This is a genomic window from Agromyces subbeticus DSM 16689, assembly GCF_000421565.1.
Classification (GTDB): domain Bacteria; phylum Actinomycetota; class Actinomycetes; order Actinomycetales; family Microbacteriaceae; genus Agromyces; species Agromyces subbeticus.
Window position 1 is genome coordinate 193,305 of the sequence record NZ_ATXG01000001.1, and the last position, 21,279, is coordinate 214,583.

The 21,279-nt window shown below is 64.7% G+C and carries 18 protein-coding genes and 1 pseudogene; 12 read left to right on the top strand and 7 right to left on the bottom strand.

Annotated elements, in window-relative coordinates; genetic code table 11:
* Positions 1–25: 25 nt before the first annotated feature.
* The 3 genes and pseudogenes from H521_RS0100835 to H521_RS26355 form a co-directional block, all read left to right on the top strand.
* Positions 26–1,651 (top strand): beta-N-acetylhexosaminidase, encoded by a 1,626-nt coding sequence (locus tag H521_RS0100835; protein ID WP_051159112.1) that lies wholly within the window; start codon positions 26–28, stop codon positions 1,649–1,651.
* Between the two features lie 173 nt (positions 1,652–1,824).
* On the top strand, positions 1,825–2,658 hold the full coding sequence (nagB, locus tag H521_RS20690) for a glucosamine-6-phosphate deaminase (RefSeq protein WP_022891134.1): 834 nt from the start codon (positions 1,825–1,827) through the stop codon (positions 2,656–2,658).
* A gap of 78 nt (positions 2,659–2,736) precedes the next feature.
* A pseudogene (locus H521_RS26355) lies at positions 2,737–3,422 on the top strand (transposase family protein); the annotation flags it as partial.
* Between the two features lie 23 nt (positions 3,423–3,445).
* On the opposite strand, the gene H521_RS0100850 reads toward H521_RS26355, so the two are convergent.
* Positions 3,446–4,447 (bottom strand): LacI family DNA-binding transcriptional regulator, encoded by a 1,002-nt coding sequence (locus tag H521_RS0100850; protein WP_022891136.1) that lies wholly within the window; start codon positions 4,445–4,447, stop codon positions 3,446–3,448.
* Between the two features lie 155 nt (positions 4,448–4,602).
* Between H521_RS0100850 and H521_RS20695 the strand changes: the two genes are divergently transcribed.
* From H521_RS20695 to H521_RS0100890, 8 genes are all read left to right on the top strand, one after another.
* Positions 4,603–5,643: an ABC transporter substrate-binding protein gene (locus H521_RS20695; RefSeq protein ID WP_022891137.1), complete on the top strand. Its 1,041-nt coding sequence runs from the start codon at positions 4,603–4,605 to the stop codon at positions 5,641–5,643.
* Positions 5,644–5,775: 132 nt separating this feature from the next.
* Entirely contained in the window at positions 5,776–6,579 is an 804-nt protein-coding gene (locus H521_RS20700; protein WP_051159115.1) for an ABC transporter permease, read from the top strand.
* Complete coding sequence (locus tag H521_RS0100865) at positions 6,579–7,451, top strand: ABC transporter permease (RefSeq protein WP_022891139.1); 873 nt, start codon at positions 6,579–6,581, stop codon at positions 7,449–7,451. Before H521_RS20700 ends, H521_RS0100865 begins: the two co-directional genes overlap by 1 nt.
* On the top strand, positions 7,441–8,592 hold the full coding sequence (locus H521_RS20705) for an ABC transporter ATP-binding protein (RefSeq protein ID WP_084511753.1): 1,152 nt from the start codon (positions 7,441–7,443) through the stop codon (positions 8,590–8,592). The genes H521_RS0100865 and H521_RS20705 overlap by 11 nt, the downstream gene beginning before the upstream one ends.
* Complete coding sequence (locus H521_RS26035) at positions 8,585–9,007, top strand: cytidine deaminase (RefSeq protein WP_022891141.1); 423 nt, start codon at positions 8,585–8,587, stop codon at positions 9,005–9,007. Before H521_RS20705 ends, H521_RS26035 begins: the two co-directional genes overlap by 8 nt.
* Positions 8,997–10,205, top strand: coding sequence for an adenosylhomocysteinase (locus tag H521_RS20710; protein WP_022891142.1), 1,209 nt, complete (start codon positions 8,997–8,999; stop codon positions 10,203–10,205). Before H521_RS26035 ends, H521_RS20710 begins: the two co-directional genes overlap by 11 nt.
* 5 nt (positions 10,206–10,210) lie before the next feature.
* Positions 10,211–11,134 carry a ribokinase gene (locus tag H521_RS20715; RefSeq protein ID WP_084511754.1) on the top strand — a complete coding sequence of 308 codons (924 nt, stop codon included), beginning with the start codon at positions 10,211–10,213 and terminating at the stop codon, positions 11,132–11,134.
* Positions 11,135–12,115: a nucleoside hydrolase gene (locus H521_RS0100890; RefSeq protein ID WP_022891144.1), complete on the top strand. Its 981-nt coding sequence runs from the start codon at positions 11,135–11,137 to the stop codon at positions 12,113–12,115. It begins immediately after the preceding gene.
* A 197-nt stretch (positions 12,116–12,312) separates the two neighbouring features.
* Here the strand turns inward: H521_RS0100890 and H521_RS20720 are convergent, their stop codons facing one another.
* The 5 genes from H521_RS20720 to H521_RS26045 all read right to left on the bottom strand — a co-directional run bounded on the left by H521_RS20720 (position 12,313) and on the right by H521_RS26045 (position 19,289).
* Positions 12,313–13,593 carry a carbohydrate-binding protein gene (locus H521_RS20720; protein ID WP_156891230.1) on the bottom strand — a complete coding sequence of 427 codons (1,281 nt, stop codon included), beginning with the start codon at positions 13,591–13,593 and terminating at the stop codon, positions 12,313–12,315.
* A gap of 574 nt (positions 13,594–14,167) precedes the next feature.
* Entirely contained in the window at positions 14,168–16,312 is a 2,145-nt protein-coding gene (locus tag H521_RS0100900; protein ID WP_156891231.1) for a hypothetical protein, read from the bottom strand.
* A 144-nt stretch (positions 16,313–16,456) separates the two neighbouring features.
* Positions 16,457–16,927 (bottom strand): hypothetical protein, encoded by a 471-nt coding sequence (locus H521_RS0100905; protein WP_156891232.1) that lies wholly within the window; start codon positions 16,925–16,927, stop codon positions 16,457–16,459.
* Positions 16,928–17,101: 174 nt separating this feature from the next.
* Positions 17,102–17,917 (bottom strand): MMPL family transporter, encoded by an 816-nt coding sequence (locus H521_RS26040; RefSeq protein WP_169513954.1) that lies wholly within the window; start codon positions 17,915–17,917, stop codon positions 17,102–17,104.
* A gap of 4 nt (positions 17,918–17,921) precedes the next feature.
* The gene (locus tag H521_RS26045; RefSeq protein ID WP_169513955.1) at positions 17,922–19,289 is read right to left on the bottom strand and encodes an MMPL family transporter; all 1,368 of its coding nucleotides are present in this window, start codon (positions 19,287–19,289) and stop codon (positions 17,922–17,924) included.
* A 95-nt stretch (positions 19,290–19,384) separates the two neighbouring features.
* Here H521_RS26045 and H521_RS0100915 point away from each other — a divergent pair, with 95 nt between their 5' ends.
* The gene (locus H521_RS0100915) at positions 19,385–20,014 is read left to right on the top strand and encodes a TetR/AcrR family transcriptional regulator (protein ID WP_026481747.1); all 630 of its coding nucleotides are present in this window, start codon (positions 19,385–19,387) and stop codon (positions 20,012–20,014) included.
* A gap of 21 nt (positions 20,015–20,035) precedes the next feature.
* Here H521_RS0100915 and H521_RS0100920 read toward each other — a convergent pair whose 3' ends face one another.
* The gene (locus tag H521_RS0100920) at positions 20,036–20,848 is read right to left on the bottom strand and encodes a winged helix-turn-helix domain-containing protein (protein WP_022891150.1); all 813 of its coding nucleotides are present in this window, start codon (positions 20,846–20,848) and stop codon (positions 20,036–20,038) included.
* Positions 20,849–21,279: the final 431 nt, after the last annotated feature.

Here is a 21,279-nt window from a genome sequence, read left to right on the forward strand (position 1 = left end):
CGCTCCGCGCGCTGAACCTCTCAACATGCCGGTCACCGACACAGTGTCGCGCCGGGAAAGGACCAACCTGATGCTTCTTCCTCGCCCGTTTGCGAAAACGCTTCTCCCTCATGCCCTGGACGAGCGGGTGACCGGTTATCTCCTCGACAGCTCATCCGGGGTCGCAGCGCCGGACGAGTTGTCGCAGGTCGCGACCTGGTTGCAGTCCGCACTGCGTCCCGCCACCGGTCTGCTCCTGGACCGAGACGCCGGTGGCGCCATCGCCCTCCAAGTCGATGACCTGCTGGGCGACGACGCCTACCGTCTTCAGGTCAGTCCTGAGGGTGTCCGGATCGCCGGCGGTTCCGCGGCTGGTGTGTTCTACGGCTGCCAGAGCCTCCTCCAGCTGTTGCCGCCCGCCATCTTCCGCCGCTCCCGCGTCACGGGTGTCAGCTGGGAGCTCTCTGCCGTCGAGGTCGAGGATGCGCCACGATTCGGCTGGCGCGGAGCGATGCTCGACGTTGCACGGCACTTCATGCCCAAACACGACCTACTTCGATTCATCGACCTCATGGCGATGCACAAACTCAACATCCTGCATCTCCACCTCACCGACGACCAAGGCTGGCGCATCGAAATCAAACGGTACCCCTGGCTCACCGAGGTCGGCGCATGGAGGCTCGAATCGCAGGTCGGCGCCGACCCGAACGGACCCGGCGACGGCCGGCCACACGGGGGCTTCTACACCCAAGACGACATCCGCGAGATCGTTGCCTACGCCGCAGAACGATTCATCACCATCATCCCCGAGATCGAGTCACCCGGGCATGTACAGGCGGCACTCGCCGCATACCCCGAACTCGGCGTCACGGGCGCGGCACTCGACGTCTGGACCCGATGGGGCGTCAGCGAGAACGTCCTGAACGCAGAGGAATCCACCGTTGAGTTCTTCGCCAACGTCCTCGACGAAGTCATGGACCTCTTCCCGAGCCCCTTCATCGGAGTCGGCGGGGACGAATGCCCGAAGAACCAATGGCGCAACGACCGCCGAGTTCAGGCGCGGATCACCGAACTCGGGCTCACTGACGAGACTGCACTTCAAGCCTGGTTCATCGCCCGCCTCAACGAGCGACTCACGGCACGCGGACGCAGGCTCTTCGGTTGGGACGAGATCCTAGAAGGCGAACTCCCGGCCGATGCGGTCGTGGCGTCCTGGCGCGGCATGACCGGTGCAGCGGTCGCAGCCCGGCGCGGACACAACGTGGTCGCCTGCCCGGATAACACTGTCTACCTCGACTACCGCCAGTCACTCGCACCAGACGAACCGATCCCAGTCGCCATTCCCCTCACCGTCGAAGACGTCTACCAATTCCAACCCATCCCGGACGGGCTGACCGACGACGAAGCCGAACGAATCCTCGGCGGCCAGGCGAACGTCTGGACCGAACACATGGACTCACCGCGCACAATCGACTACTTCGTCTTCCCCCGGATCTGCGCGATCGCGGAAGTGCTCTGGTCGGGACCGAGTCACAATTTCGCCGACTTCGCGGAACGGCTGGACGAGCACCTCGCCCGTCTCGACGCCGTCGGTGTCGAGTATCGCCGCTCAACGGGCCCGCTCCCATGGCAACGTCGGCCCGGTATCACTGGGCGACCCCATACGCGCTAGGAACGCGAGGAACACGTCGCCGGACTCGTCAGAGACCTCAAATAGCGGGAACGGCCGCTCACGTTCGGCGTGCACAGAACGCCGGCCCACCAACCCCGTGGCGGAGCGGCATCCCGGTATGTGCAGCGCAGCCTTTTTTTCGACACTGCACACAACACAAGCAAGGAACCAGCATGGAAATCGTCATCGTCGATGATGCCGAGCAGGTCGCCCGTCATGCAGCCGACGCCGTTGTACGCGCGTTGCGTCGCAAACCCACGCTTGTGCTCGGACTCGCTACCGGCTCCTCCCCGGTCGCCGCATACGAGGAGCTCGCACGTCGCGTCCAAGCCGGAGAACTGGACTTCTCCGGCGTCCAAGGCTTCGCGCTCGACGAGTACGTCGGGCTCCGCGCGACTCACCCGGAAAGCTACGCAACAGTCATCGCTCGAGACGTCGTGGCGCCGCTCCACATGACGCCGTCACTGGTCCACGTGCCAGACGGCCGCGGGCAAGACCTGGACGCTGCCGCCCGCGACTTTGACGCCGCGATCGCCGCGAGCGGAGGCATCGACGTCCAGATCCTCGGCATCGGCGCCAACGGGCACATCGGGTTCAACGAGCCCGGCTCCTCACTACGTTCACGAACGCGGGTGAAGACCCTCGCGGCCCGCACGCGTGCCGACAACGCTCGATTCTTCGACAGCTTCGAAGACGTGCCCTTGCATTGCATCACTCAAGGGCTGGGCACCATCTCCGAGGCACGAGAACTGATCCTCGTCGCCCAAGGCGCGACGAAAGCCGCCGCGGTCGCCGCTGCGGCCGAGGGCCCTGTGACAGCGATGTGCCCCGCTTCCGTGCTGCAACTGCACCCGAGAGCGACGATGATCCTGGATGCGAAGGCAGCAGCAGATCTCGCACATCGTGACTACTATCTCCACGTGGCGGCCAACAAAGGGCGCGTGCAGGAGTACGCGGGACTGTCTGATTATCCACCGACCGGGTTGGAGTTGAGCGCGGCGCGTTAAGCCGAGAATGCCTGTCGAATCAGAGAAGATTGGGTTTGTCGCGAACTCAGTTCCACCGATTCGAGAAGCATCTCGTAGATGCAATTGAAGCACGCTCCGTCGGCCGTGTCAGCTTCATTCGATGACCCGAATCTCGTGTCGGCGGCGGGGCTGATCCCGATCGTGAGGCTGACCGAGGAAGCCGGGCTGCGGGACCTCGCGGATCGGTGGCTGAGCGTGTTCCGACCGACAAGGGCGCGAACGCCGGTCTGAAGGTCTCCTCGCTCGCGGGCGGGATGCGCAAGCTGTTCCACGCCTGCTGCGCGTCGTCGACGCCGGGTTCGTTCCTGCGGAAGTTCACGTTCGGGCATGTTCGTCAGCTCGACGCGATCGCGACCCGGTTCCTGTCCGGCCTTGCGGGGAACAGGCATGTCGTGTCGGGTATTGGTGAGCACGTGCTGGTCGATGTGGATGACACGATCATCGAGGTGCACGGGCACCAGAAGCAGGGCGCCGGATTCGGCTTCTCCGGAGTCCGCGGACTGAACGCCCTGCTGGCCACGGTGACTACGGCCACCAGCGCTCCGGTGATCGTGGCGCAACGGCTACGGAAAGGTGCTTGCGGGTCCTCGTGCGGCGCGGCCCGGCTGGTCGCCGACGCCCTCGCCACCGTCACCAGTCTGCACACCGCCGACGCGAAAGGTTCGGTGTTGCTCCGAGCTCTTTCGGAGTCGACTGCACCGCAGTCAGTCAGCGCCTATCCACTTGGGAGCGACGCATCCATCTGTTGCTTCGGGTTCAAAAGTCCTCAGCGTGAGGCGGGGCCGGTGGACCCACGAACGATGAGTTTCGACGGGATCGACAGTTGCACGGCCCCCGCGTTCTCTCCGCTTTCGAGGATCAGGTCGATCGCGCCGGAGCCCATCGCGGCAGCGGATAGTTCGACCGTCGTTAACTCGGGAGTCAGCATCCGCGAAAGTTCGATGTCACCGACCCCGATCACGGACAGCGAACTCGGGACTCGACCGACGCCCGCAGCCTTAACCATGGCCGCGGCGAGCAGGTCGTCGTCGCACATGACCGCCGAGAAGCCGGCGCCGAGGGCGAGCAGTCTCGCCCCAGCGCCGACCGCGTCGTCGAATTCCAGCGACGCACTGTGCTCGATCGCCACGACCTGTCCGCCGCGTGCCGCGACCTCCTGGCTGAACGCCTGCAGTCGCAGCCGGTAAGTCTCCCGCTCACTGCTCGCAGCGAGATAGGCGATCCGCGTGTGCCCCAAGTCAGCCAGGTGCCCGGCCGCCTGCTTCGCCCCCTCCGAGAAGTCGAACCGGATGCTCGTCGAGCCCTCGAGTTCGATGTCGGCGAGAACGACAGAGAATCCGGTGTCCGCGAGAATCCTGGCCTCCGGTTCGGTCGGCGCGTATGCGATCGCGCCCGCAAGCACCCCGCCGCGAAGCATCGACGACAGACTCGAGACCCACTTCTCGTCACTACCGCTATCGAGCAGGATCATCGAATATCCGAACGCGCGCGCCCGCCGCTCTGCGGCAACGAGAACAGACGAAAAGAAGGGCTGAGTCAACGTCGGCACCGCCAGAGCTAACGTGGGCGCCACTCCCGTGCGAAGCATCACGGCAGCATGATTCGGCGAGTACCCGAGCTCCGCAGCGGACTGCCTGATGCGCTCAGCGGTGGATGCCGAAACCCGGGTACCGGATTTGCCTGAGATCACCAGCGATACCGCCGATTGCGAGACACCAGCGTGGCGTGCAACGTCACCGCTCGTAACCGACCGTCGCCGAGAACTCACGTTTCCCCCTCATGTTGCTTCATCTCCGGCATTCAACGACTTTTGCGTTGGCCATTGACGAGTCTTACGTATGACTCTATCATCGACACAAGTCATTCGTATGACCTGATCCAATCCGTCTCCAACTCTCCACCCGAACGAGAAACGGTTCCAAGATGTCAAAGACGACAGCACGACGCGCGCTCCTCGCAGTTCTGGCCGGCGCAACGGCAGCCACGCTCGCCGCTTGCAGCTCCGGTGGCGGCGAAACCTCCTCCGGCCCAATCGTTTGGGTTGACGGTGGAGGCGCCTATCAGGAAGCCATGAAGCAGGGCATCCTCGATCCGTTCACGGAGGAGACCGGAACCGAGGTCACCATCGAGTCTGGCACCGACAATGCGAAGCTCCGTTCCATGGTCGACGCGAACCGCGTCGTCTGGGACGTCTACAACGGCGACAACACCTGGGGTACCAGCGCCGACGCCGATTATCTCGAGCCTCTCGACTACTCGGTGATCCCGCAGGGCGAGATCCTCGAGGGCTACTCCTCGGATTACCGCGTCGCGAACACGCTCTACAGCATCGTCCTCGCTTACAACACCGACGCGGTCACGACGTCGCCCACCGGCTGGGCGGACTTCTTCGACCTCGAGAAGTATCCCGGCAAGCGCGGAGTCATGGACTACTCGCTCGGCGGGATCTTCGAGATCGCGCTCCTCGCCGATGGCGTCGCGCCCGACGAGCTGTACCCGCTCGATATCCCTCGTGCCATCGCCAAGCTCGACACCATCAAGGACCAGCTGGTCTTCTGGCAGAGCGGTTCGGAGTCCGAGGAGATCGTCGGCAGCGGCGAAGTCTCCATGGTGATGACCTACAACGCCCGCGCCTACGACGCCAAGGTGAACCTGCAACTGCCCGTCGACTACACCTTTGATCAGCAGATCCTCGCCGCCTCCTACCTGTCGATTCCGAAGGGCACCAAGAACCTCGCGGCCGCACAGCAGTTGATCGCCTTCGCCGTGAGCGCCGAGCACAACGGCGCCCCGTCGGAGTTCATCCCGATCGCACCCTCGAACACGGAAGCCACCGTTGACCCGACGATGGAGCCCGACCTGCCCACGTCGCACCTCGACGGTTCGGCCAGCTTCGACGACGAATGGATCGCCCAGAACTCTGCCGACATCGACAGCGCCTACCAGGCCTGGCGCGCCCAGTAGTGACCGGGATTGGGGTCGGTCGCCACGGCCCACCCGAATCTCCCCGCTCCCTCTCCACCCCACCAGAAAGGCTCGAAAATGGTTACCGCGCGAGTTCGAGACGGACGGTCGGCTGCGAGCCCGCTTCTGGTGATGCCGCTGCTGACCCTCCTCGCGATCTTCTTCTTGATCCCGCTGGGTACTGTGGTCGTTCGCAGCTTCACCTATCCGGCTGACGCCGGTTTGGCCAATTACGTCCGTGTGCTCACCGATCCCGTCTCACTGCAGTATGCGGGGAACACTTTCCGTATGGCGCTGATCGTGACGGTGCTCGCGGTGATCATCGGCTACTTCTACGCGTATGCAATGTACAAGTCGCGACCCGGGTGGCGAATCTTCCTACTCTTCGCGGCCCTGCTCCCTTTCTGGACCAGCCTTCTTGTCCGCAGCTTCGCGTGGACGGTCATTCTCCGCGACACCGGTATCTTCAACCAGCTGCTAATCGGGCTTGGCCTCATCGACGAGCCGATCCCACTCCTTCGCACGTCTTTCGCGGTCACGGTCGGAATGACCCAGATCCTGCTGCCGTTCGTCATCCTCCCCTGCTGGGCCGCCATGGCGCGGGTCGATGCTGGCCTCCTGAGTGCGTCGCGCAGTCTCGGCGCTGGCCCCGTCGCCACCTTCTGGCGCGTCTTCGTGCCGCTCACCGCGCCGGGAGCGGCCGCGGGCGCCGTTCTCACCTTCATCCTCGCCGTGGGGTACTACATCACCCCGGTGCTCCTCGGCGGCCCCGCCGACCAGCCGATCGCTGTCCTGATCGAAAGCGCCGTTCAACAACGAGGCGACTGGGGAACCGCAGGTGCTCTAGCGACTCTCGTTCTGATCGCCGTGGTGCTCCTGCTCGCGGCAGGGTGGGGTCTGCTCGCGAGGGCGTTCCTGTCCCGAAAGGAGGCCTGATGACCAGGTCGATAGAGCAGACGGTGCAGCCCACGAAGTCGCTGTCCCACGGGGATCCTGAGCGATCGATGCCGAAAGGCCGGCGGGCCGGCTTCAGCCTCCGCTGGTGGTGGATCGTCCCGACCGTCCTCATCGTGGTTCTGCTGCTCCTTCCGTCCCTTGTGGTCATTCCCATGAGCTTCAGCCCGAGTGAGATCCTGACGTTCCCCCCGACGGGCTTCAGCATGAAGTGGTACGAGAACTTCATCGAGGACCCCCAATGGACCAAGGCCATCGGGAACAGCTTTGCGGTCGCGCTCGTCACGTCTGTCTTCGCTGCCCTGATCGGCACTCCAGCGGGAATCGCACTCGGATTCCGCAGGTGGCGCGGCCAGGGAATCGTGCTCGCACTCCTGGTCTCGCCGGTGATCGTCCCCCCGATGGTCATTGCCGTGGGAATGTACGTCACCTACGCACAGTTCGACCTCACCGGATTCTGGGGGCTCGTCGCCGCCCACACAATGCTCGTGACGCCGTTCGTCGTGGTCACCGTCATCGCATCGGTGTCCCAGATCAATCCTGCGGCGGCAGACGCCGCAAGGAGCCTGGGCGCTGCCCCGTTCACCGTCATCACCCGCATCCTGCTCCCCCTGGCACTGCCCGGCATCATCTCGGGCATGCTCTTCGCGTTCGTGACCTCGTGGGACGAAGTCGTCGTGGCCCTCTACCTCACCGACCCGGGGTTCAAGACACTCCCGGTCGTGATGTGGGACCAGCTGCGCGAGCGCGTCGACCCGACCGTCGCCGCCATCGCGACAATCCTGCTTCTTATAACCATCCTGATCATGATCGTCGTGCTGCTGCGCGGAAGGAGACGAAAAGTTGGCAATTGACGCCACATCGGTGACCCTGCGAAGCGTCACGAAATCATACGGACAGGCGATCGCCGTCGAAGGGATCGACCTGACGATCAACAGAGGCGAATTCGTCTCGATGCTCGGTCCCTCCGGGTCGGGCAAGACGACCACACTCAAGATGATCGCGGGCTTCGAAGCTCCGAACTCCGGTCAGATCACCTTCGACGGGGACGACGTCACCAACGTCGCACCCGAGAAGCGCAACATCGGGGTCGTGTTCCAGAACTACTCCCTGTTCCCCCACCTGACCGTGGGCCAGAACGTCGCATTCCCACTGAAGATGCGAAAGGTTCCGGCCGCGGAGCGGGCGAAGCGTGTCGCCGACGCGTTGGCGCTCGTCGAGCTAGCGGGGTACGAGCGTCGCAGGCCCGACTCGTTGTCGGGCGGTCAGCAACAGCGGGTCGCGATCGCACGCGCGCTCGTGTTCGAACCTTCATTGCTTGTCATGGATGAGCCGCTCGGAGCACTTGACCGCCGGCTGCGCGAGGTCATGCAGCTGGAGATCAAGGCACTGCACGAACGCCTCGGTGTGACCGTGATCTACGTCACGCACGACCAGGAAGAAGCACTGACCATGAGCGACCGCATCGTCGTGTTCAGCCAGGGTCGCGTCGAGCAGGTCGGCACCCCACGAGAGATCTACGACGAGCCGGCCACGGAGTTCGTCGCGGATTTCGTGGGAGAGTCGCTTGCGCTCACGGCCGCCTGGACGGGAACAGACGTCGTCGCCGAAAATGTCGGGGGGCTCAGCATCGCCGCCCCGGATCTTCCGACTGGCCCGGTGCGTGTCCTGTGGCGGCCGCACGCAATCAGTCTTGAACCGATCAGCGATGCGCACGAGATCCACGTGCGCGCCCGAGTGCTCACGAGCGGATATGCGGGCGGCGTGGTGCGGGCGCGCATCGCACTCCCCACGCACGACGAAGGCATCGTGTCGATCCCCGCCGTCGGCGGCGACTACACAACCGGCGCCTCGATCGACCTCTACCTCCGTGCCGACCGCGCGATCGTCGTCCCCACCGACGGGCGGGCAACCCCGTCGGACCTGGAGGCATCCCCTTCGGACATGGAGGCATCCCCGAACACACTCGAAGCCTTCGGAGCCGACCATGGATGAAACAACCATCGCCCGGCTCGTCGAGGCGGCGACGGCAACCCGTCAGAACGCCTACTCGCCCTACTCGCACCACTTGGTCGGGTCGGCCGTTCTCGATGCCGACGGTCACATCTTCAGCGGCTGCAACGTCGAGACGGTCACGCTGCAGCAGTCCATGCACGCCGAGCGGACGGCGGTCGCAGCCATGGTCGCTGGGGGAGGCCGACGAATCCTCGCGGTGACAGTGGTCGGACCCTACTCCGGCGTGCCTTGTGCCGAGTGCAGGCAAGTCATCTGGGAGTTCTGCGGGGGCGACCCCGAAGTCGTCGTCATCAGTGCCCCTCTCGATGAGCCCATCGAACTCTTGACCATCGGAAGCATCTACCCGCGGCCATACGGCCCCGAAACCAAAGGAATCAACCCCCGTGACTACTGAATCCAAGAACCTGACTCGCCTGGACTGGGTCATCCGCAACACCCGCCTTCTCGGGGCCATCGGCGACGAGTACGACGAGACGCAGCCCTTTGCCGGCATGCGCATCGCGACGGGTATCCACCTCGAACCGAAAACTGCCTCGCTGCTGCTGACCCTGCGTCGCGGCGGTGCGACAGTGACAGCGACCGGCAACCTGAACTCCACTCAGACCGAGACGACCGATTTCCTGTCGGCCAACGGCGTCACCATCGTGGGGCATCAGACGCAGGATGCGGACGTGCACCGTGGCTTCATTCGCGAACTAGTCGCCGGGCGACCCGATCTGATCCTCGACAATGGAGGCGAGCTCTTCAGCGCCTACCTGGAGACGCCGTACACAGGCCTTCTCGGCGGCACCGAAGAGACCACATCGGGCCGGATGCGTCTGATGCCGCTGCGTGATCAGCTCCAGCTCCCGATCTACGTCATCAACGACAGCCCGATCAAGCAGTTCGCCGAGAACCTCCATGCGGTGGGTCAGAGCGTCTTCGAGTCGTTCATGCGGATCACCAACCTCTCCACCAACGGCAAGCGCGTGACAGTCTTCGGGTACGGCGCCTGCGGACAGGGCGTGGCCGCGAACTTCCGTGCGGCCAACTCCCTCGTGACGGTGGTCGAGAGTGATCCCGTGCGTCGGCTCCAGGCTCTGTTGGACGGCTTCATCATCACCGACCGGGCAGAGGCAATCTCATCGGCCGATGCGATCGTGACGGTCACGGGTGCGCCTTCGATCGTCACCGCGGCTGATCTGCCGCTGTTCCGCGACGGAGTCATACTCTCGAACGCGGGCCACTTCCCGCGGGAGATCACCCCGGAGATCGAGACGTCGCCCGAGGTCGTCGGCGTCGAGACGTTCGACTCGGGAATGTCGGGGTTGCATCTCACCGACGGGCGCATCGTGAACCTCATCAACCACGGACACATGATGAACCTCTCGGGTCAGCGCCCCTTGGGCAACTCGATCGAGTCGATGGACATCGGTTTCGCGCTGCAGGCCCGCTCGCTGGAGTACATCGCGACCGGCTCGGGGCGCCCGACCGACAGTCTCGTGCCCGTGCCCCGTTCCATCGATGCGAGCGTGGCCAACGCGTTCGTGGCGCTTCGCACCGGCGCGGCGCCCGTCGAAGGAAAAGCCGAAGCCCTCACGATCGCCGGCTGACCCGGATGCCTGTGGTCATGCATCCGGGTGCGGGCGCACCGGTGGTCGTCGGGAGCGTTAACGTCGATCGAGTCACTCGAGTCGACAGATTTCCTTCGCCGGGAGAGACGATTATCGGCAGGGGCCCCACGGTCTTCGTCGGCGGGAAGGGTGCGAACCAGGCGGCCGCGATCGCTCAACTGATCGGTCGATGCACGTTTGTCGGTGCGATCGGAGACGACGCTGACGGCGCCCACGTGGTTCGGCAGCTCAAGTCAAAGGGTGTCGATACGGCGCACCTGAGAACCGACCGGCTGCTGCCTACGGGAAGTGCCAATATCACCGTGGACAGCAGCGGCGAGAACACGATCGTCATCCATCCTGGCGCCAACGCATCCGCGGTTCCATCCGGGCTCGCTGTGCCTGTGTCGTCGGTACTCGTGGTCTCCTTGGAGATCGGAGTCGAGGCGGCGCTGCGCGCAATTCGCGACGTGGCAGCGACGATCATCCTCAATGCTTCGCCCGCGCAACCCTTGCCCGCCGAGCTACTGGACCGGTCGGATGTGGTCATCGTGAACGAGACAGAACTCGCACTGATGCCCGAGGTGGCGCGGGCGGCCGCGCTCATCACCACCCTGGGTCCCCGTGGAGCCGACATCTCGCGGAACGGCACCGTTGTGGCCAACGTCGCCGCTCCGGTGCCGGCACGAATCGGCAATAGCGTCGGAGCGGGTGATGCATTCTGTGGTGCGGTTGCCGCGGCACTTACGGCGGGCATAGACCTCGTCTCTGCGGCGAGTCTCGCCTGCGCCGTCGGGTCCGCAGCGGTGGAGCAAGAAGACCCTCAGGCGATCCTCGAACCACTCTGGCACTATGCCGACGGCACGCTCGACCGCTCGGCCCCGGAAGAAACCCTGAACCTGAATCTGAACGCACGGAATGTGAACTGAATGGTCGCGGCGGCACCCAACACAACGCCGGTCTACTTCGACTGCGATACCGGGGTCGACGACAGTCTCGCTCTGGCCTACCTGCTCAGAACCGACGACGTGAGCATCGTCGGGATCGGAACTGTCAGCGGGAACGTGGCGGCGGCGGATGCTGCCACCAACACACTCCGGCTACTGGCTTTGGCCGGAGAGACTAATGTCCCGGTCGCGGTGGGCGCGCATCATCCGCTCACCGGCTCGTTCGGCGGTGGCGTTCCGCACGTGCATGGCGGGAACGGCATCGGGAACGTCGACCTGCCGCCCTCCGCGCGGGAGCCGATCTCGACCACCGCGGCCGGACTCCTAATCGAGCTGTCGAAGGAATTCGCGGGTTCGCTCGACATCATCGCTGTCGGGCCGCTCACCAATCTGGCGCTCGCGTTGCGAGAAGACCCGCTCCTGGTCGACAGAGTCCGGAGCGTCACGGTCATGGGAGGCGCCGCTCGTGTGCCGGGCAACATCTCTGCGGTCGCCGAGGCCAACATCGGTGCCGATCCCGAAGCTGCCGAACAAGTCATCAACGCCGGCTGGGACGTGACGCTGGTGCCGCTCGACGTGACGCTGGAAGACAAGTTTCTCGAGGGGGACCGCCAGTCGCTGCTCCACTCCGGAGACCCCTTCATCAGCGCGCTCGGCAGAATCCTGGACTTCTACTTCGACTTCCACGTGCCGATCTACGGTCACCGTGCGAGCGCGCTGCACGACGCGTTGGCAGCGGCGATCGCCACAGGCGGCATCGAAGCGACCAACTGCCCGGCGGTTCCAATAACTGTTGACACGAGCAACGGCCCAGGTCGCGGCCAGACGATCTGTGATCTTCGCGGCCAGCGATTCGGCCCGCTCGACGAGCCCGGCTCGCGCACTCGCGTCGTCTTGAGCACAAGTGGGCCATTCGCTCCGAGACTCTTGCGACGTCTTGGGGTGGGAACCTACACCTCTTGAGGACCGGCAGTGCAAATGACCCAAAGCCCAAAAGGCGTTGCGGACTCGCTCAGACATGCGCTGATCGAGCTGTGCGCACTGCTCCAGCACCCAGATGTCGGCGTGTGTGATCGTCGCATAGCCGCAGAAGGGCCGGGTTCTGCGACGCGACGGAAGTCGCGCAGCAGAACCCGACCCTAACCGAATGTCAGACTGAATCAGTCGGGCACGTTGTCACGGAACGCGACACCGGTCGAGCGCAGGGTGTTCACCTGCGACTGCACTTGAGACGGTGAAAGCGTCTCCCCTTCGGCGAAGTACACCCAGTCGACGAGCTGCTCGTAGCCGCGCGCCTGCGAGGTCGGCAGCACACCGTCGTTGATCAGCCAGTGGTTGAAGTCGATCGTCTGGTCGCTCTTCGGAAGGTTGGGTGCGTGGTGACGTCCGACCTCGACCCCGTCGATGTAGTAGACCGCCGAGGTGGCGTCGAGCGTAACCACGAGGTCATGCCAACCCGCGTAGCTGCGCGTCATCATGTCGTAGTCCTTCAACGCATCCCACGGCTCCGGACGGTAGGTCTCCCAGCTTGTGACGTAGAACGCCTGAGGTGCAGCCCACCCGCCGTTCGGCAGATACTCGAAGTCGAGCTCTCCGTACTCCGGGTCGTAGTCGTAACGCAGCGGGGTGATCGAGAAGAACGCCTGCACGACATGGTCACCGTCCGGTCCGTACATCGGCGCGTCGGAGAACTTCACCCGTGCGCCGTACGTTCCTTCCCGGAACTTCCGGTCGGCCGTCGTGATCTGAGCCTGCACGGTGTTCGCCGCCTGCCCCGAAGACGTGACATCCAGCTTGAGCACGCGCTGACCATCGCGATCTTGGAACGAGATGTTGTTCGGGCTCCAGCTCACGCCATCAAGGCCCGGCCCGCCGCCACCGGTTCGAAGCACCCAGCGATCATTGGTGAGCTGCGGATCATTCCTGCTCGAGTACGAGAAGTCGTCGAACATCACCGCGGACGGTTGAGGGTTCGGATTTCCGCCCCCGCCTCCGCACGCGCCGATGTCCTGCCAATGCGCCCCCGAGGTTCCAGGGACGACAGCTTCGCTGTACAGGGCGGCCTGGTAGTTGCGTTGCCCGTGGGTGACCTTCGTGTTCGCGTTGTACTGCACGTAGGCGGTCCACGGTGTGAAGCAGCCGGCGGGGATCACCGGAGCAGGGCTGCAGGCACCAAGGTTCTTCCACGGGAGTTGACCGGTTGGCGTAAGGCCTTGGCTCCACCATGCCGCCTCATAGTTCTTGCCGCCGTGCGAAACGTCCGCGCCGGCGGTGTACGCAAGAGAGCTCTCCCACGCTGGGCTGCATGGTGCTGCGGCCGCGCTTGCAGTCGCAGTCAATGGGATGGCTCCGAGCCCGAGGAGTAGAGCTGAAGCTATCGCCAGAAGCCGCGACTTCCAACGTTGAGTAGAACGGGGCGATGAAGTTGATTCTCGATGCACTTTCTTGCCTCTCCCTTGAAGTTGTTCCGAAGTGATCTCACTGACGGACAGAGCGCCCGCGAGGGCGAACTCATCAATGAGTCAGAGCACCGCCGATGACTCCAATACATCGAGGGGAATCTCTGGTACAGCGCCCTCGGGATGACACTAAGGGGATTTTGAGTAAACCGCAAAGACTCTTTCCGAGATTCTCGAGATCGGTTTGATGGCTTCGCCGGTGACGTCCGTCTAGGCTGCCGAAATTTGGACCCAGCTGACTTGTACGGCGCGTGAGATTGCTCATTCAGGGAGTGCCACCGTGGTGGTTTCAGCATCTCGAACCAGCTCGCTGCCGGCACGCATCCGCCCAATAATGCCCAAGTGCGCTCCGCTTCGATCGCCCCGCTGGGGTCTGACTTGCGCTGCCATATGCCACGATCCATCTCGATGTGTCGGCACTCGCCGTGCAGCTCAAACGCACGCTTCCACGCTGACACACCAAACATGTGCGCCCGAAGAAGCCGCCCAAATCTCCGCGAAAGAGTCTTTTCGATGCAGGTCGCCGGATTGTGCAATAGGTAGTTGCACCAATGCGTCATTGCGGCTTGCGTACTGGTGAAGCGATACGCCGGTACGAGCACGCAACCAACACGATCGCCGAAACCTGCACGGCGAGCAACATCGCTGAGAACAAGACGCCCGGAGCGAATACGCCAAGCGGCGAGAAATACAGCCCCGCCTGCGACAGTTGCGACCAAATCCCGAGCAACATCAGCGCCGGCATGCATCCCAGCCACCAGCGAACCCGGTACCCGGCGATCCAGCCTGCGGCGGTGAACCCCGAGATGATCCCAAGGAACCAAATGCTCGCCCCTGCCATTCCGTGCACCGCTGGGTCGTACCTGTCGTATTGGGACAACGCCGCAAGCGCCAAGCCGCCCCCGAATGCCAACACCGAGAGCAACAGAAGGATGACCGCAGCAGCACGGTGAGTGGCAGGGACTCGGTCCCAGCTGCGTGTTCTGGGCGTATCGGTTTGTTCTGCGCGCAGCGCACGTGTCACTCGGAGTGCTTCACGCCGACGCTGCGACCGATTCGAAAGCGCCACCGCGACGGACATCATCACCGCCAGAAACATGGCAAGTGACCAGGTAGCCATGAATGCCTCGCTCACCGAGACACCCAGGATCGTGAACGGCAACGCGATCGCAAGCAACGCATACACTCCCAGCCACATGCCTCGGAGCCGGTGCCGACGGTCACTGCCGGCCAGCAGCCGGTTGCCGCTTTCCTGTCCGATCGCCCGCCAGCGATCAGATGCAGATCGAAGACCGAGATGCTGCAGTACGAGCGCGGCCAGCTCGAGGCGTAGCACACTTCCACGCTTGAAGTACTGCGACGATCCGTGATCGAGCAACGCGTGCCCGCTGCCTGGCACTACTCGATACCGTGCGCGGTCGGGCAGCTCGGGGAACATCATGCGCCCGACCACGTCATGGCCGGTACTCCACTCCTGCCAGGTGAATCGCTTCCCGCCGATGTCGGCGATCGGCCTGATTTCCTCCTGGCCTCGAGTCCGGAACCACATCCCCCACCACGTGAGCGCGACACCTGCCGCGACGAGCAGAATGCCCGGCACTGAGGCGAGTAACGACGAGGCAACACCCGAGAATGTCGCGAGCTCGCCGAACTGCGCGCTCGTCCAGATTGTGGGCAGCGACCACGGAACAATCAATCCAGCGAATGCCGCCTGCATCCACGCGGTCAGAATCGGGACGCTCAGCACCAGCCCAGGCGAGCCCAACCACAAGAGTCCTGCCCAGATCAATGCTGCTGCCACCAACCCCGCGAAAACTGGCACAGCCAACCGCGGCGCCTGGAGACCCACGAGTGCGGTGATTGGCTTCAGTCCTGAGCCCACAGCGACGAGACGTTGAACCTTCGACGTCTTCTGCCCGCCGCCGCGGGCGAGCAGGTCATGGGCGAGATATCCGCCCTGCGAGTGGGCTACGATTGTCACCCCCGGCGCCAGCTGAGCTGCACGGTCAATCGACGCTGCAAGCACAGAGCGAATCGTCTCCCGCAGCACCGGGTCAGTGACGACCAAGCGCACATAGTTCGGAAGGTTGGAAGGGACCCATACAAGCCAAGCCGCCGCGGCGCCCACCAGCGCTACCAAGAGCGCAGCCGGCACCCACCAAGCGGTCCAATCGGCAAGCAGCCCCAACGCCCAACCGAGTCCCGTGATCGCGAGGATGATCACGCCGAGGCGCCACAACAATCCCGATGCCACGGCAGTTGTCGACCACAAATACCGGATCCACTCACGCCAAGACTTGGGATCGTACGAAATCAGCTCATGCGCACGCTGCTCTCTTTGCCCCGGGGCAAGCAGCAGCGGCAGCAGGAGCAGGAGCGTGCGAAACGCCCACCACAGCGGTGCGACCGACGGCGGCGACGACGCCCGGCTCACCTGCCCTGCCCACCACGACTCCAGCAGCAACACCCGCTTCGGTTCCTCGCCAGCAACCGAAAAGACGATCTCGGCTGCAGCGCCGGGCTCGTCGGGAAGCGATGCCCACTGCACCTGCTCCGGCCCGTAGACCTCACGAAGAGTCTCATATACAGGCCGACCCATGCCGTGCAATGTGGAAGCACGTTTGTGATTGCCGATTCCGTGCACAAACAGAAACGCGTGCTCATACCGCAGCGCGTGCGGCTCTTCGCGACTACGAGACACTCCCTGCTTGTGCTTCCGCGGGCGTCTACCCACCCTCGCCCACCCGCTTCGCGAGCAGCTTAGCCCCGGCCTGAACTCGACCAGCGCCGAACGGTTCCGCGATGAGGGTGCTCTTTGCGTGGCGCTCGGCACGCACAACGTGGTTCATCGTGACAGCCGCATGATGAGACCTTTGACAGGCAGGCGGCGCGTATCGAGCCACCACGCTGCATCGGTGACTTCACGCGCGGGAGTGAGCACCTCAAGTTCGAACTGACGCCCGTCGGATGGATAGCCCCCGCGAATCGCTCGAATACGCTGAAGACGGATCGTGGTTGCGGCCGCGATCTGCCGACTCGACCCGACGAGCAAGGGCAGGCGAAGAGACGCCGACTCATCGACGAGTTCAATGAGCGCATGCTCGAGAGTGGGATAGCCACCGTGAGTCACCTCATCGCCGGGAAGACTGTATCCCCATCGCTTGGAGCCTTCGTCATCGAGCACGCGCAGATCGCCGTGGCGACGATGATCGCCCATCACGTGCCAGCAGTCCTCGACCCGCCGATCTGGATGGACCACATAATTGCGCGCGCAACGCGAGAAATTGAACGGTTTGCGTTCGAGGTTCAAGGACATGCCTGCACGATAGATCGCGCCACGGACATCGATCATGCCGAAGGTCGCCCCAGCCTGACCACACATCGTGGCCACACTCGCCGAAGCTCTGGAAAGGATGTATGAGACAACCGAGCCAGGATCGGCGGGACTACCTTGGAAAAGTCCCTGACCAGAGCCGGATCATTGGCAATCTCATATGAGAACGGACACCGCCGGCTGCGTGACGGCCCCTTCGCGCCATCCGAATCGGGCGTGCCATCGCCGGAGCGGGCCGGGCGCCCACCAGTTCGCCGGGCCCGCCAACCGCATGAACGCGGGCAGGAGGATCCCCCTGATGATCGTGGCGTCGACGAGCACCGCCAGCGCCATTCCGATGCCCAGCTGTTGAAGGAACACCACCTCGCTGGTGGCGTAGACCGCGAACGACGCTGCCAGGATGAGGGCTGCTGCGCTCACGAGCGGTGCCGATTGTGCGATGCCGCGCGGCACCGAGCCGACGACATCGCCGGTGCGATCGAAGTCCTCCTTGATGCGGGAGAGGAGGAAGACCTCGTAGTCCATCGAGAGGCCGTACGCGATGCAGAACATGAGCAGCGGGATGCTCGGCTCGATCGTCCCGGTCGGAGTGAAGCCCAAGAGAGGCGCCAGCCCGCCATTCTGGAAGCCCCACACGAGCACGCCGAACATGACTGAGAGGGAGAGCAGGTTGAGGATGGACGCCTTGATGGGGGCGACCACGCTGCCCGTCATGAGGAAGAGCACGATGAACGTCACGAGCAGGATGAGTCCTCCGACGAGCGGCAGCCGCTCCACCACGCCCGCCCGGTAGTCCGCGAGCTCGGCGGGATACCCGCCGACCGAGGCATCCAGTGAACGGACCTCGGCGCGCACCTCCTCCACGAGTCCGACGGAGTCGGCAGCGAGCCGCTCCGTCGTCGGAAGCACTGCCAGCCAGGTGTCGTTCCCGTTACGGAAGCGGTCGGGGCCGAAGGGTCCAGCTTCTCCCACATGTTCACCGTTCTCGAACGCTCCGGCAACAGTCCACCCGCTGCACTCCGTCGATGCGGGAGAGCGTCATCGCTTGCTCCGCCACCTCGCGGTCGGTGATGCCGTCGGCCACCACGTAAAGCGCATCCGCATCCTCAGCGGCGAACTCGGCGCGCACCGTGTCGTACATCGAGCGAACGGGCTGGCTCGACGGCAGCAGGCGATCGTCGGGAGCGCCGAAGTTCGTTCCGAGCGCCGGCGCGCCGAGGAGGAGCAGCACGGCGAGGCCGGCCGCACCGGCGATCAGCGGTCGGCGCATCACGTGGGCGGCAACCCGGTACCAGCGGCTGCGCTCATCGACGGGGCGCTCGGGCGTGCGGCGGGCCGCGCCGGTGCCGAGGATCCGAAGGGCCGCCGGGAGCACGACGACCGATCCGAGGATCGCGGTGGCGACCACTGCGATGCCGGCGTAGGCGAACGAGGAGAGGAAGGGGAAGGGGAATACGAAGAGCACCGCGAGGGATGCCGCGACCGTGACGCCGCTGAATGCGATGGTTCGGCCGGCGGTGCGAACGGCGACCTGCACGGCCTCGGCGACGCCGCGTCCGGCAGTCAGTTCCTCCCGGAAGCGGTAGCTCATGAAGAGGCCGTAGTCGACTCCGAGCCCGATCCCCATGACGAGTGCGATGTTCGAGGCGAAGGTCGAGACATCCGTGAACGCGCTGACCGCCCGCAGGATCGCGAGGGTTCCGACCACCGAGAAGAGCCCGACCCCGAGCGTGAGGAGGGCCAGACGGAACCGTCGGTAGACCGCCCACAACAGCACGAGCACGAGCGGAAGGATGATGAGTTCCGCGCGCACGAAGTCGGTTCGCGCCTGCTCGGCGACGGCCCGGAAGACCTGGTCGCCGCCGCCGAGCTGCACGTGGACGGCCGGGGAGTCGATGGCCTCCACGATGTCGGACTCGATGCCGGGCAAGACGTCGCCGCGCACGTGATCGGCATCGCCCGGGACCCAGGCGAGCACGAGTGCGTGGCGCAGATCATCGCTCGCGAGCGAGTCGGGTGCGAGTTCGGACCAGTAGGACCACGCGTCTCCGACTCCCGGGTAGTTCGAGAGCTCGTCGGTCACCTGCTCGCCGATGCGGGTCGACTCGGCGTCGTTCACCGTTCCCTGTCGTGCGCTGATGAGAATGGCCACGTTAGGACTGCTCGTACCGAAGCGCGCACCCAGATCCTCTCTCGCCGCGACGGATTCCGATCCGGGCGCCTCGTAGCGATTGAGGGAGAGCGACTCCATCGCCCCCGCTGCGAGCGCGCCGAGCACGAGGAGGAGTACCGCCGATGCGGTGATGACGCGACGGGGAAAGCGGGTGACGAGACGAGCCAGCACGTGGGCACCTCACTAGAGTGTTTACGAGCAACTATTCGTGTTCCGTTGCATAATACGAGCGATTACTCGTGTTTGTCCACTCAGAACGAAGGGGCATGCCTGTGGCGGCCATCAATCCCGCACCGAAGCGGCAGGCGCGAGGAGAGGCGCGCATCGACCAGATCCTGCTGGCCGCTGCGAAGTCCTTCGGCGAGCAGGGGTACGAAGCGACGACGACGAACGGGATCGCCGCCAGGGCGGGGATCTCGCCGGGATCGTTGTACCAGTTCTTCACGAACAAGGACGACATCGCACACGCCCTCGCGACTCGGTACATGGAGCAGCTGAGCGACGTGCAGGCGGAGTCGTTCACCGTCCCCGAAGGCGTCGCTCTCGATCAGGTCGTCTCATCCGCCGTTGGGTCGATCGTCGACTTCAATCTGGCTCATCCGGGCTTCAAGGCGCTCTTCGCTCGGCCGGACATGCCCGAGTCGATGCGCGCGGCGGCGGCACCCGTCAACGAGCGCCTCCAGGAGCGGGTCCGGGACATGGTCGCCGCGCTCATTCCCGCTCTCGACGATCAGCGGCTGGATGTCACCGTCGTCGTCGTGCTCCATACCGTCAAGGGTCTGCTTCCGCCGATCGTGGCCGCGACCGAGTCAATGCGGTCGACCCTCGTCGGTGAATTGGAGCACTCCCTGACGGCCTACCTCCGATCGGTGGCGGCTACCGCGGGCTCGGCGTAGCAGGCGGTCGTCCACCCAGCCTCAGTACAGGTCGGGCGAGGGCGTCGACGCCTGGCGGATCGACACGTCGGCGTGACGGTCGAAGCGGTAGCCGACGCCGCGCACGGTGCGCACGATGTCCTGGTAGTGCGCGAGCTTGGAGCGCAGGCGACGCACGTGCACGTCGATCGTGCGCTCGCTCGGAGCCTCGTCGTCGGCATCCCACAGGTTGTCGATGAGCTCGTGGCGATCGATGGTGCGGCCCTCGCGCAGCACGAGGAACTGCAGCAGCTCGAACTCCTTGTAGGTGAGGCCCGCGGCCTCACCGTCGAGCAGCACTCGCTTGCGCGAGATGTCGATGATGACGCCGTTGGGGTGACGGTCGGCGTCGTCGCGGGTGCCGGCGCCCTCGCGCTGCTTGGCGAGCGCGGCCGGATCCTGCAGGGCGAGACGTACGACATCGACGTCGCGGCCGCCGGCGCCCTCGGGTGCCAGTGCCACGGCGGCGTAGGTCTCCGCCGAAGGAGCGACCTCGGCGGTGAGTGCGCGGAGTGCCTCGACGATGCGGTGCAGGGTCGTGCCGTCGGCGAGGGCCTTGGCCTCGTCGATGCCGACGTAGAGCACGAAGCCGCGCGCTTCGGTGCCCTCGGGCACCGCGCGAACCCGCGGAGCGCGGAGTTCGGCGTCGGCTGCCGTCTCAGTCGTCGGGGTGGCAGCGCGAGATGCGGCAGTGGGCACGGAGCGGAGCGGTGCGGCCGACGTCACGCGTGACGGAGCCGAAGGGGCGGCGGGCAGCGACGGTGCGGTGCGGGCCTGAACGGTGCGAACGGGAGCGGTTGCGAGTGCGAGAGACATGACGGGAATCCTTGTGTGGAGGGTGCAGCGACAGACCCCGGAAGCGGGGTTGGAGCGAATGGCCGATTCGGCCGGGAGAACCCCCGCGAGGCGGCGGGTTCAGAGGAGTCGGTGCCGATCGGGATGCGGATCGGCTGCGGGACTCGGCGGTCGGGTCGCGGTCAGCGGCACATTCGACAACACATGGGTGCACGTGCCGGCATCATCATGCCGGTCGTCCTGAGAGCGCCGGGGGCGGTCAGGTTGCGTGCGGTGTCAGTCATGAGCGCCAGTCAAACCGATACCCGAGCGTGTGTCAATTCATGACCATTGCGTGACGGGGTGTGACCTCGCATGAGGTGCTCGTTGCGATGCGGCATCCGGCAGGATCAGTCAGTGCGAGAGAGTGGATGCAAGATTCTGCGATGAAACGATGGATACAAGAATCTTCC